This window comes from Microbacterium sp. Y356, from assembly GCF_059445355.1.
Window position 1 is genome coordinate 208,081 of record NZ_JCAIUE010000004.1, and the last position, 11,806, is coordinate 219,886.

The following is an 11,806-nucleotide window of genomic DNA, read 5'->3' on the forward strand; positions in this document are numbered from 1 at the left end:
GACAGGTAAGTTACGAGATACCGACTCGCCTGAGGGTATGTGACGGACAGCCCGCGACGTACTCTGTTCTCATGCGCGGAGAGTATGTCGATGAGCGGGACTCCACATGGGAGCGTGACGACCCTCGCTTCCGCATCCTGGTGTTCAAGGGCCCTGACAACGATGTGACAGCCGTGGACCTCGTTGACGCCACCCTCGACGAAGCCATGGATTCCGCGCGTGCGCTTTCGGACGGCGACCAATACCTCTGGTCGTTGGCGATCGTGGATGACGAGCCGCATGGTGCACGCGGGTTGATTTGGCTTTCTGGGATGGATTACAACGACACTCCTGTCACTGCACGTCAATGGCTGCTCCGCCGACAGATGCAGAGCCGCTACCTGTTGGCCAGGACTCAACGCGGGCTACAACCGCTCCTACCCAATGGCCTGCGACTGCTTCGCGTGTTCCCCGAGTGGATCAGCGGCTGGCCGCTATGGGAGGACTTCTCCGACGAATACCGCCTCGGCGTCAGCTCCATCGATATCTCACCTGATTTGGGCTCTGCATTGTTTGATTGGAACGAGGAGTGGTTGTCGAGGCAAGTGGATGAACCGCTCGCCGATCCCAGCGACTGGCGCGACCGGGGCTCGCTACTTGTCGATCAGCTCCAGCACGAGTTGAATGCTGTGGCAGAAGTTCGTCCCGAGTTCTTATAGTGAGCTGAACCTCCCTTCGCCGCTCGCGGGGAGAGGGGGCGACCAGATCGTCGGTCAGGCGGCGGGCGGTGTCGCCGAAAGTGTTCAGGCAAGCTTCCCGGTGAACCTGCTCCACGCGGGTGCCTCTTATGCGGCATGCCAGACCGTCTCAAAGCCCTAGAGATACGAGCCGTCTCATCGACGCCGCCTGGGCCGTGACGTCAGCCGAATCGCAGCCGGTGTCTTGAAACCAATGGGATGTAAGAGGGCTAGGCCACGTCGTCCGATGCCCTTATGGGCTAGGAAGATCCATCGTTTAGGGACGTGGGCGGGCCCTCGGCTCTTGGTTGGAATGAGTCAAAGACGCCATACGCGACGATGCGCTCGGCGAGCGAGCCCAACGGAGAGCACGCAGTGAGGGTGATGTAGCGATCCTCGGTTTGCATCTCGGGCATTTGGGGTACGTCGAGGAGTACGTCGACCTCGGATGGCTTGACGTACTCCAGGTTGCGGAAGCGGTACGTGTACCAGCCGCCTAGAGTCTGGACAACGATCGCGTCATTCAGCTTCAGCTGGTCGATGTATCTGAAGGGCATGCCCCAAGTTGTGCGGTGTCCGGCCAGTGAGAAGTTACCGACCTCTCCCGGCATCTTTGACTGTGTGTACACGCCGATGCCGATGTGGTCGAGGGTTCGCGAACGTGTCGTGCCGCCGGCAACCTTCACGTTGTACTCCGGACCGAACCGCGGAATGAGCATTTGTGCGAACTCTTCAGCGTCGGCAGGGTGAGGGAGGATCGGAGGCTCGTAATACATCTCGCCATCATCGGACTCGATGAGAGGCGGCGGCTCAGGGACCGGCGCTCGCTCCCAAGCTTCGGAGATCTCCGCACCTTCCCGATTGTGCTGAGCGCTGATAATGATGTCGCCGATCCATACCTGCCACGACACAAACAGCAGAACCAGCACCCCCGCAGTCAGCAGCAATTCCCCGAGCATGCTGGTGAATGTCGCACGAGGGCGTCTATGACGGCGCTGGCGTCTGGTCTTGGACACAGCACGCGCGGTCATGGGGAGATCCTACCCACCCACCTCCCAAACATGACATGTCTCATAGCCTTACTGTCTCGAATCCCATAGGTTTCGAGACACCGAGGTTACGAGACAGTCTGAACACTCATGCTCACGCGTTCGGAATCCACATTTGCGTGGGCTATTGGGTGGAGTCCACCACACTGGCGGGGTGGTGGCCCTGTTTGCGAACGAATATGTGCCCATCGGATTGGAGGGTGGCTTCGAGACGCCGAAGCGCACGCACATGACGAGTGCGTGCGGTTGATTCGTTGATAGATAGAAGCCGAGCAGCATTGGCAATGCTGAATCCGTCCCAATAGATGAGCATGAGGAGCTCCCGCGCCCGTTCGTCGAGGTGCGTGATCGCTCGACGGACGTCGCCAGCCCTCATCGCAGTCTCCGTAGCGACATCTGCGGAATTGTCCTGCTGAGTCGTGTCGCGGATATGGTCTCGCAACTCATTCGCAAGTTCGATCGCCCTGAACGTCTTCCGGCGGTGCTCACGCAGCACGTTGCGTGCGATCTCGAAGCACCACATTCTTGCGCCCTCATCGGTGGTGGGCACCCGCGCGCCTTGTTGCCAAAGAACGAGGAACACGTTCCCGAGGAGATCTGCTGCATCCTCTGGCGGAGTCACGCGTCGTTGAAAATAGCGGAGAAGGTCGCCAGCGTTCTCTTCGACGACGATCTCAACCCAATCGCGAAGTTCCGGGGGGAGCGGTCGCCGGCGCATCAACGGAGCTGACCCTTGCAATCTGATGGACTGCCCGAAGACTGCCCTTCCTGCACCAATTCCTCCGGAATCTCTTCCCAGATCACTGTCGACGTTGCGTTATTGAACGAGAACTGGTCCCGGATCTCCTGGGTGTCAACTTCCCAATCATCGTTCGGACCGGGGACAAACGGATTCGCAATTGCCTCGTCGTAGATGCGTTGTCCGATACCGGTCCAGTCGTGAGTCTGCACGAAGTCGGCGAGCTTTTCGTCCGCGTCCGTTCGGTCGGCTGGATCACCAAAGTAGAAGCCGTAGCGACAGCTCACGTCGACGCCGGTGTCCGTCGTGTAGATGATCGGAATTTCCGCGTCGAGATCGACGAGAGTGTCGTTCACGCGAAGTTGCAGCGGGATCAGAACTGCTGCACCGGTTATGGCCACAAGAGTCCCGAGACCAATCGGGATCAGGGCGCGTCGACGCTTCCACCAAGGAACACGTCCGCCTGTGGCCGGACGTCGTCGGCCTGCATCCGTTACGGCCCGAGCATCCGCTGCTGCTCGGCGTACAAGGGCACGAAGTTTCACGTCTTCGCTGTCGACCACCGGATCGGCAGACGCGAGATCCGACTTCACTTGTTCATTCATAGTGCGCTCCTCATCATCGTCCCTTACCTAGGACATGACTGGATCGCTCAAACCGTCTCACATCGGCTCGCCTTGTGTCTCAAAACCCTAGCGACACGAGACGTCTCGTGGGTGCTGGGTGCTGGACCTAGCGCAGTGACAGCTGCCTCGCATCCCATGGGTTACAAGACAGGGAGGTTAGACAGTCCGGAAAATCCTCACCACGCGTAAACGTTCTCGGAGACTTGGGTTGCTCCTTCTGGTGCTACTGCGCCGTCTGGTAAAACTTCGAAGGTGCCAGCTCCACCATGTGCTCCTATCGGCGCGCCGCCGCAAGCCACGATCCAGCCGTCGTCCCCGGGATCTGCAATAAGGCACACTGTTGACGGCTCAAGGCCCCGAGCGAGCCAGAGCGATGTCCCATCGTGCTCGCCGACAAACCGGCTGGAGGAGACGTCAACAGGGTCGTAGGAATAGTCTTCTAGTTGCGGCAACTCGTCGTGCGTCTCGCGCTCGCTTTGGAGTTCCGCGAATGGTTCCTGAGCGGTGCAGCCAGCAAGGAGCACGATAGATGCCACGGCGATAACAGACGCGGCGATTTGGCGTACGTGAGACATAGTTTCATCCTGTACCACCTAAGTTCCGACCGCCAGAGTTCACATCCGGATCTTTCATCTGAGGTTACTCGCGACACCCGAGATGTCCGTACGTGGTTCCCATATTGTGCGTGACTAGAACCGTCACCTAACCGTGCAGCAGTCCCCCTTGGATGGGCTGCCATTGAGGGCAGAGCAAGGTCTCGTGGCAGGCATCGTGTGGCGGGAATACAGAGCCCCTTTGGCGAAGAGCCTCGTTCGTCGTCCTGAACCTGGGCAGCCGCAGCTACCCGGCCGGCGTGGTAGCAGGCGGCGACGCCGCGCTTGAGCGATCGAGCCCGATCACCACAGCGACCTGCTTGCCCTCACCGCCGCTCAGCACCGGGTACTCCGGATCCTGTTGAACCTCAGCGCCGCCGATCACTTCAGCAATTCCCAGCGCAGCTGCCCTGTCATCGTCGTTCACATAGATGACCGTTGTTGCAGGGAAGTCGCTCGCTGCACCACTGCTGAGCAGAGAGCTATCTGCCCAACCGGCGTCTATCAACACAGCCCGCATCTCTGCGTCCAAGCCCTCTTCTGGGGTTGCGTTGAGAATGAGCACCTCATAAGAGGTGTCGACGATACCTGTCTCAGATGGCGTTGGGGATGGCGCCGGCTCACTGCCGAACGTGATGCGGCCCATCAACACGAACGAGACGAATATCCCAGCGACGATCAGAATTAGGGCAGCGACAAATGCCCACAGAAGGACAGCCCAGCGGTTCAGCCGAGGCTGTTCGGCGCGGTGAGCACCGACACGTCCTACTTCACGCGGGACATCGTCGAACCGATCGCGCTGCTGTGTGGCCATTCCATCATGCTAGTGACGTCAAGGGATTTTCCTGGAACACCGCCTATGCTGTCGCGCAGCGCTTCCCGCGGAGGAAGCGAACACTGACGAGGGATCTACGTGGCACGTAATAGGACTTATAGCCGGACGACGACCGCCCGACACGGGCAGCAGCATACACCGAGTGCGCTCAGCCTGCTGCTCAAGCTGGTTGGCATTGCGGTAGCCGTTGTACTCGTGAGCGGTGTAAGTGTCGCCGCGGTTGTGGTTTCGGATCTCTACGGGACGGCGACCGCTGATGCGGTGGAACTCGAGGGCCAGCGTCCTGTGCCGCCGGACATCAGTGAGTTCGAGGGCGGGTTCAATCTGCTGCTGATGGGCTTGGATGTGTGCGAGCCTGACTACGCGCATTTGTTCCCTGGCCGGTGCGATGGGCCTGACGCCGAAGGTGACTTGAATGACGTCAACCTCCTTGTGCATGTCTCTGACGAGCCGCGACGGATCACGGCCGTGAGCTTGCCCCGCGATCTCATGATCGGGATTCCGGAATGCACCCGCGAGGACGGCAGCACGATTTCTGCAATGGAGAAGCGGCCGTTGAACAGCGCCTATATGGATGGCGGTATCAACTGCGTGGCTGCAACGGTCCAGCAACTCACAGGCCAGGGCATAGATTTTGCCGCGTCGGTCACCTTCGGAGGGGTGATCGAAATCACCAACGCCATCGGCGGAGTGGACGTCTGTCTTGCCTCACCGATCAGGGATTACCACACGCAGCTCAACCTACCTGCGGGCAACCATACGCTTCAGGGATATGACGCTTTGCAGTTCCTCCGCACCCGCCATGGCGTTGGTGATGGGGGCGACCTCAGCCGTATCGGCAACCAGCAGCAGTACATGTCTAATCTCGCCAAGAAGTTGATCAGCGGCGAAGTACTCGGTGACATTCCGACGATGCTGCGCCTGGCAAACGCCGCGCTGAGCAACGTACAGCCAAGCAGCACCTTGACGAATCCAATGACCCTTGTTCAGATCGGACTCGCGGTCAAAGACGTGTCGTTCGAAGACATCGTTTTCCTGCAGTATCCGACGTTCACCGATCCGGACGACGTCAACAAGGTCGTACCGAACTACGATTCGGCGCAGATCATGTGGGACGCGATCGCCGCAAATCAGCGCCTCGAAGTCACCCACCAGAACACAGACCACGATGGAGTCGTTGTCCAAGAACCGGCGACGCCGACTGAGGAAACGCCGACTGAGGAAACGCCTATCGCCCTCCCCGACGACATCAGGGGCAACTCTGCTGCACAGCCGACCTGCTCGAACGGGAAGACCGACTGAATCGACGTGCTGCCAGACCTGCCTGGCTGTTTAGTGAGTCGCAGAGGGGTGTCTCGGAACGCATGGGTTGAAAGACACCGAGGTTACGAGACAGGTGTGCTGTCTTCAGAGCGAGATCAGATTTGCAGATCGTTGCTTCGAGCACGCGAGACGGCAAGGATGAGTGGAACTGAGAGTGGGACTATGAGAGACAGTGCACCAATACCGGGCAACCCGTGGCCGCACGACATGTCGATCACCGTTGAGGATCGACCTCACACCCTCCTGGAGTTACTCTGGATCCGGGAGGCGTATGAGTTGCGGCCTCCAAGTGAAGACCTTCCTCCGTTGCTGTTGGACACGCCCGTGACCGTTCAGGATTCTGCGGTCAGCGCCGAAACTCGCGACGAGTGGGAGGCCGCGTGGCCCGGCATCTGGCATGCCGCCGTGGCGGACGTGGGTCAGGACAGTGACCCAGGACTGTTCGAGGAGCTTCAGCACACCGCGGACGGTTCGACTGAACGCGCCAATCTTCTCCACCGAATCGTCGGACGCAGCTGGCGCGACAGCTTCGGAGACAGCGCGTTCGACGACTCGCACAGTACCTGGTCCCAACGCGGAATGGATGCTCACCTGGCGGGGATGCCGACGCAACTCGAAGACCACCCCGAGCGGCGTGATCTGCCGGCACTGATCCCGGCGTGGCGTGCCGGCCTGACGAAAATCGTGACCATTCCTTGTTCGGGTGAATTCATCCGCAGAGTCGGCGAGAACGCCCTTCTCACCACCGCCGCAACGCGTGAGAACAGTGACAGCTACCGGCGCGCGTTGAGCACGTTCATCTGAGTGTCTCGCAGCTTCGACGTCTCGTAACTCATGGGTGGCGAATATGAGACAGCCAGGTTACGAGACAGGTGCTCGATCGGCTTCGAAGCCTTCCAAAAAGGTTCTCAAGACTAGGCGCGTGCGCCACGACGGGCAGTATCGGCTATCCGACGATTAAGGCTTCATTGATCATGAAACTTGCGGCGATGAAAGTTGCGAGCGTGACGGCGATTCCGGTTGCTGGAGCGAGCCAGGCATGTCGAACCCGTGACCTAAGCAGAAAATATGTGGCGGCCGCAACGATCAAGACGATCCAGTTGAGCGGCCAGAATACTCGGGTTACGTCCTCAAGGACCGGGTAGTTGCATCGGTCCACGCAGCCCGGGACTCTCAAAATATTCGTGACAACTAAGAACGCAGCCACCACTGCAGCCAGCACATGCGCGCCGACCAGGGCATCGCCCAACGCCGATCGAGAGTCCCGCTCCTCGTCCACTACTGATCCTTGCTCGCGATTGATCGCACTCTACCGCTGGCGGGGCACTCGGTCATGCCGGATACTCTAGTGGCCACCTCGCGATCATCGGAGACCGCACGACGCTTGTGCCCTGCTGAACTCGCACCTTTCAATTCAGTCAGAGGCGTGTCTGACGCCTAGACGTTCTGGTCTCTCTCGAGGGCGGCGACAGTCCCGGCAGTCCCGCCTGGAGTGAGCCGGGTCACTGACCGGGCCCCGCTACGGGTAGCATCGCGCGTCGAGGGTTGACCGTCCTGAGCACCACAAGCAGCGGCGATCGCAGCACCTACAATGCGGACCATCCGGTTTGTGAGGTCGGGTGACATCGGATCATTTGCGGGTTCGTATGCGAAGATTTTCTTCCTGTTCGTAGAGTTCTCTTCAGTTAAGGAGCGAGCTGTCCGCTGTTTGATACAAAGGCTTTTTCTCGACGCTGGGCTGCGGGCAGGGGCTCTCGTTCGCTTACGGGTTTCTCTTGTGGGTTGCCTCAGCGCTGGCTAGTGTGTGGATTAATTTCACGCAGTCCTGGAGCTCGGAGGCGAAAGTGCGCTACATGCGGATTGTCCTTGCAGGGACTGGTGTTCTCGCACTGGTCACTGTCGCCTTGTTGCCGCTAACGGTGCAACGTGCCAAGGCCGCGCCCTCCCAGGAACCAGTTCGTGCGGCTCAAACTTCCGAGATGCCTAGTTATGAGGAGCTGGTGGCGCTCGAGCGGGCTGCGGCCGCGAGCGGTGAGGACACATGGGGGGTTTCGTTCTCTCACACCGTGGATCGCGTCAAAGAAGCCTTCCCCGACGATTATGGAGCCGCGGAGGTGAATGCGGACCAGAGTTCTGGGTGGATTGCCTTCAAGGGCGCGATTCCCCACGGCGCGGAGGACGCGGTCAGAGAGCTGTCAGGCATCGAACTGCGCGGAGATCTTGGGCTGAGTGAGAAAGAGATTTCTGCGTTGGTTGATCTGCTGTTCCAGTCGCTTCTAGACACGCACGGTAATGACATTGCGGTGACTGTGGTGCCGGTGCCGCGGGACCGTGAGATCGTGGTGGAGTACTCGCCGTCGGTGACCGCGAGCATCTCTGCGGAAGCCATAGCGGAGTCAATACGATCGGCGACTCTGGCAACCGACCTCGGGGGATTCTCTGTCCGTGCTGAAGCTACCGATGGTGGCATTGTCACGGAGATCCTTTAGCGCGACGCACGCGTTCTTGCCCAAAGGTGCATCGGCGTATTCCCGGTGAAGCACAAGTATGGTCCCGAACTCGGGATCCTTACCCTACGTGGCTCATCACCTCGGTGTCTGACGCGTAGATGTGCTGGTGAGTGGGCGCGGTGAGAGCTCCGCCGTCACGGCCTTGATCTGTCTCGTATCCCTACGGAATCGAGGCGTCTCACCGACGCCGAGAGCTGGCCGCCGTTCAAGACGCCACGATAGGTGTCGCGTATCCCATGGGTTTTGAGACGCCGAGGTTACGAGACACATGCCGGGCATTGGCTCACGAAGCTGGCGAGTCTCGTTCGACGTCGTCCACTGCGCGTCTTCAACTCAACGTCTACGATGAGCGGGTGGAACCTACCGCGCCCGAAAGGTCGAGTCCTGCAATGAAGCCCTCGGGAATGCGACCTCGTACGGGCAAACGAGCGCTCTTCTTCGTCCGCGACGTGATCATAATCGTCATCATCGCTGCTCTCGTCTCATGGGCAGTGAAGACCTACCTGGTGCGATCCTTCTTCATCCCATCAGCATCGATGGAAAATACGCTGCAAGTGGACGATCGCATTCTTGTCGACGAGTTGAGCGCCAACGAATCTGCGCTCGGACGGGGGGACGTAATTGTGTTCCGCGACCCCGGCGGCTGGCTTCGGGAATACACAACATCGCCCACCCCTATTGATCACGTGCTCGGGTTCATTGGCCTTGCCCCAGCCGATGGTAACGACCACCTCATCAAACGCATTATCGGCCTGCCCGGCGACCACGTGATTTGTTGTGATGCGCTCGGCCAGCTCGTCATCAACGACACCTCGATCGAAGAGCCCTACCTAGCTGACCCCAGCCGTCCAAGCTCCGCCATCGCGTTCGATGTCACCGTCCCGCCCGGGGCTCTTTGGGTCATGGGTGACAACCGGAACTCATCTGCCGACTCTCGAGCACACCAGGAGCAACCGACCCACGGTTTTGTTCCCATCGAGAACGTCGAGGGACGCGCGTTTCTTGTGACCTGGCCCCTCGATCGCCTCGGGTGGATCGACGCCTACAAGGACCAATTCAGGCACGTTCCCGACCCACGCTAGCGTCCCCGTCCGAACCGCACGGGGCTGCCTCTTATCGCATGGGTTACGAGACACTTAGGTTAGGAGACATCGCCGTTCGGTGGTGCATCGTGCGGAACGACCACGATCTGGACGTCGTCCTCGTAGATGATTCGTCCTGGGGCGTCGGAATCGACGCGTTGGCATTCCACGCCGTGCGCTTGCAGGATCTCTAAATACTCTGGGATGCGCTCGAGCAAATGTGTCGCAGTGCTCTTGAACCAGGCAGTGGCCTGCGGATTGATGGACTGGTCGTACACGCTCGGATCAGAGGTGGTCGGATCAGGATAGGCGTCGTTGTACCAGTCGTTCCCCGCGCGCCATGTGGCATGTTCTTCAGCAGTCAGAGCACCACCTCTGCCGAGGCCATTCGCCAACCCGAACACGCCAGTATGTACGCCGCGCTTGCCTGGATGCGGCGATTGGAAGCGGATGTACATGTGCCTATCTCAGCACACGGGACACACGCACATGCAGGTCACGGACCGTACATGCGCGTCCAGGCGGTGCGATCAAGCGCGCGACGTGCCGCTTCGTCGCCGTCGAGGTCTCCCGCCGTGTCCGTCCTGATCCCGTCATCGCGGTTCATGCTTCGCTCCCAGCGGTTCTTGCGCACACGCCAGATGATGGCGCCGACAAAGAAAGCCATCACTGCGATTGCCCCGAACGCCTCGATCATGCGTCCACCCTACGTCCCGCCGAAACGCAATGAGTGAACAGTGGATGAACGGTCTCGCGGTGACGTTTGATGATCTCGGGACAGTCCAAGGCGCCTCGCATCCCATGGGTTGCGAGACACCGGAGTTACGAGACAGTCAGTTGATTCTGCGAAACTCATCGGATGACATCCGACGATCGCGTAACTCTCGTTGCGAGCGAGCACGAAGATTGGGCGCGAAACGCCGCGGAGATGGCGGTCGGACTCTTAGAGCACTTACCTAGCGCCAAGATCGAGCACATTGGATCCACGTCTGTTCCAGGGTTACCGGCGAAACCCGTCGTCGATCTGGCGGTTGGCGTGGCTGCGGGTGAGATCGTTCTTTCTGGTCGCGAGTTGGCGCAGTGCGGGTTCGACCTTGAGGGATAACGATCCGATCATGTGTGGCTGAGCTATCCGGATCGTTCAGCTCGCGCGTTCATAATCCACATTCTCGAGTTTCAAGGTGAGGAGTGGAACAAGCGGCTGCGCTTCCGAGACATCCTGCTGACGGATAAGAAGAGCCGGGAGAAGTACCTCGCCGCCAAACGGGAAGCAGCAGCGTTGGCCATTGGATGGGGCGAGTACACCAGGGCGAAATCTTCTGTTGTGTCCGAGATCCTCACGAATGCGACTCGTTCGACCGAATCCGCTGAGGACTGAGCGTCTCGAAACCCATGGAATATGCGACAGGCTGCAGCATTTCGAGACTGCCGCCTGGTTCGCTCGCCGCCAATCGACTGACGTAGCGTGTAATACATGCCCGCCAGCTCTAGTGACGAAGAACTCAACGCGCTATTGGCCCTCGCATACTCTCCTGAAGCGCGCGGCCTTTCGCTCGACGAGCAAGCCCGCTTGAAAGAGCTGCAAACGCCTCGCGCGACGGACGATCCGCAGAGCTCCGAGGACGAAATCGACGAGATGCCCGAGGCGGAGGCACACCCTCACCCAGTGGACTCGGCGTCCACGTCCAGGGTGTTCGGGTGGCGCGGGCTGCTGTCTGCCGCCGCCGCTTGTCTAGTGCTGGGCGGGCTGGTCGGTGGGTTCGTGGGGGCGCTGAACTCGTCTTCGCCATATCTAAGCCCGGACGAGATATTGGCCACTTACGGCAGTCAGTTCACCAGTGAATTGGAGATCGAACCCCCCTCGGACGTCGATTATGATTCGGGGTCCCTGTTCCTCTCGACTGTCATTAACGACAGGCCCGTCTGGATCGGAACGCAGGATGAGGGCAAAAGTACCTGCATGTACGTCGACTTCGGGGTCCCCGGTGCCAATGCTGGAGCCTGTCTCGAAACTGCAACTGTGGGCAGTATCGGGGCCACCTCAAACAATCCCAAGCTATCCCCCGAAGATCGCGGAACCTACACACTCATGATCTTCGAGGATGCTTTGCCCTTTGTAACGTATGCACCGCCCACGCCGTAGATCAGGCGGATTGGTCCTGTGCAGTTTCACGAGTCGCTGCGTGCGTATTCCGAGAGCGAAGGGCACCGAAGCCTCGCGGAGAGTGTCTCGTAACCCAGATGTCTCATAACCGGCGAGTTCAAGCGGTGTCTGCAACACCGATTTGATTTGTTGGATTTGAGAGTAGCGCGGCAAGGACTTCTGCGGGCGT

The 11,806-nt window shown here is 59.7% G+C and carries 13 protein-coding genes and 1 pseudogene; 7 read left to right on the forward strand and 7 right to left on the reverse strand.

Translation table 11 applies throughout. The annotated features are described in order from the left end of the window. Positions 1–71 precede the first annotated feature (71 nt). Positions 72–698 carry a hypothetical protein gene (locus tag AC1C2Q_RS18205; RefSeq protein WP_495451274.1) on the forward strand — a complete coding sequence of 209 codons (627 nt, stop codon included), beginning with the start codon at positions 72–74 and terminating at the stop codon, positions 696–698. 278 nt (positions 699–976) lie between these two features. Here AC1C2Q_RS18205 and AC1C2Q_RS18210 read toward each other — a convergent pair whose 3' ends face one another. The 4 genes from AC1C2Q_RS18210 to AC1C2Q_RS18225 all read right to left on the reverse strand — a co-directional run bounded on the left by AC1C2Q_RS18210 (position 977) and on the right by AC1C2Q_RS18225 (position 4,537). Then, positions 977–1,747, reverse strand: a complete 771-nt coding sequence (locus AC1C2Q_RS18210; protein ID WP_495451275.1) for a class E sortase — start codon at positions 1,745–1,747, stop codon at positions 977–979. Between the two features lie 142 nt (positions 1,748–1,889). Continuing rightward, the gene (locus AC1C2Q_RS18215; RefSeq protein WP_495451276.1) at positions 1,890–2,483 is read right to left on the reverse strand and encodes an RNA polymerase sigma factor; all 594 of its coding nucleotides are present in this window, start codon (positions 2,481–2,483) and stop codon (positions 1,890–1,892) included. Beyond that, positions 2,483–3,109 carry a hypothetical protein gene (locus AC1C2Q_RS18220; RefSeq protein ID WP_495451277.1) on the reverse strand — a complete coding sequence of 209 codons (627 nt, stop codon included), beginning with the start codon at positions 3,107–3,109 and terminating at the stop codon, positions 2,483–2,485. The genes AC1C2Q_RS18215 and AC1C2Q_RS18220 overlap by 1 nt, the downstream gene beginning before the upstream one ends. Before the next feature lie 861 nt (positions 3,110–3,970). After that, on the reverse strand, positions 3,971–4,537 hold the full coding sequence (locus AC1C2Q_RS18225) for a LytR C-terminal domain-containing protein (protein WP_495451278.1): 567 nt from the start codon (positions 4,535–4,537) through the stop codon (positions 3,971–3,973). 99 nt (positions 4,538–4,636) lie between these two features. Between AC1C2Q_RS18225 and AC1C2Q_RS18230 the strand changes: the two genes are divergently transcribed. Beyond that, positions 4,637–5,860 (forward strand): LCP family protein, encoded by a 1,224-nt coding sequence (locus tag AC1C2Q_RS18230; RefSeq protein WP_495451279.1) that lies wholly within the window; start codon positions 4,637–4,639, stop codon positions 5,858–5,860. Positions 5,861–6,205: 345 nt separating this feature from the next. Further along, positions 6,206–6,685, forward strand: coding sequence for a hypothetical protein (locus AC1C2Q_RS18235; RefSeq protein ID WP_495451280.1), 480 nt, complete (start codon positions 6,206–6,208; stop codon positions 6,683–6,685). A gap of 142 nt (positions 6,686–6,827) precedes the next feature. Here AC1C2Q_RS18235 and AC1C2Q_RS18240 read toward each other — a convergent pair whose 3' ends face one another. Then, positions 6,828–7,160, reverse strand: coding sequence for a hypothetical protein (locus AC1C2Q_RS18240; RefSeq protein WP_495451281.1), 333 nt, complete (start codon positions 7,158–7,160; stop codon positions 6,828–6,830). Positions 7,161–7,734: 574 nt separating this feature from the next. Between AC1C2Q_RS18240 and AC1C2Q_RS18245 the strand changes: the two genes are divergently transcribed. Both AC1C2Q_RS18245 and lepB read left to right on the forward strand, forming a co-directional pair. Continuing rightward, positions 7,735–8,370 (forward strand): hypothetical protein, encoded by a 636-nt coding sequence (locus AC1C2Q_RS18245; protein WP_495451283.1) that lies wholly within the window; start codon positions 7,735–7,737, stop codon positions 8,368–8,370. A gap of 257 nt (positions 8,371–8,627) precedes the next feature. Next, a complete protein-coding gene (gene lepB / locus AC1C2Q_RS18250) occupies positions 8,628–9,473 on the forward strand; it encodes a signal peptidase I (protein ID WP_495451285.1) in 846 nt (281 codons plus the stop codon). A gap of 59 nt (positions 9,474–9,532) precedes the next feature. Here lepB and AC1C2Q_RS18255 read toward each other — a convergent pair whose 3' ends face one another. Both AC1C2Q_RS18255 and AC1C2Q_RS18260 read right to left on the reverse strand, forming a co-directional pair. After that, complete coding sequence (locus AC1C2Q_RS18255; RefSeq protein WP_495451286.1) at positions 9,533–9,931, reverse strand: hypothetical protein; 399 nt, start codon at positions 9,929–9,931, stop codon at positions 9,533–9,535. A 38-nt stretch (positions 9,932–9,969) separates the two neighbouring features. Further along, positions 9,970–10,170 (reverse strand): hypothetical protein, encoded by a 201-nt coding sequence (locus AC1C2Q_RS18260; RefSeq protein WP_495451287.1) that lies wholly within the window; start codon positions 10,168–10,170, stop codon positions 9,970–9,972. 162 nt (positions 10,171–10,332) lie between these two features. On the opposite strand from AC1C2Q_RS18260, the pseudogene AC1C2Q_RS18265 reads away from it, so the two are divergent. Both AC1C2Q_RS18265 and AC1C2Q_RS18270 read left to right on the forward strand, forming a co-directional pair. After that, positions 10,333–10,851 (forward strand): annotated as a pseudogene (locus tag AC1C2Q_RS18265) (GrpB family protein). 96 nt (positions 10,852–10,947) lie between these two features. Next, positions 10,948–11,616 carry a hypothetical protein gene (locus tag AC1C2Q_RS18270; RefSeq protein WP_495451288.1) on the forward strand — a complete coding sequence of 223 codons (669 nt, stop codon included), beginning with the start codon at positions 10,948–10,950 and terminating at the stop codon, positions 11,614–11,616. The last annotated feature ends 190 nt before the right edge of the window (positions 11,617–11,806 follow it).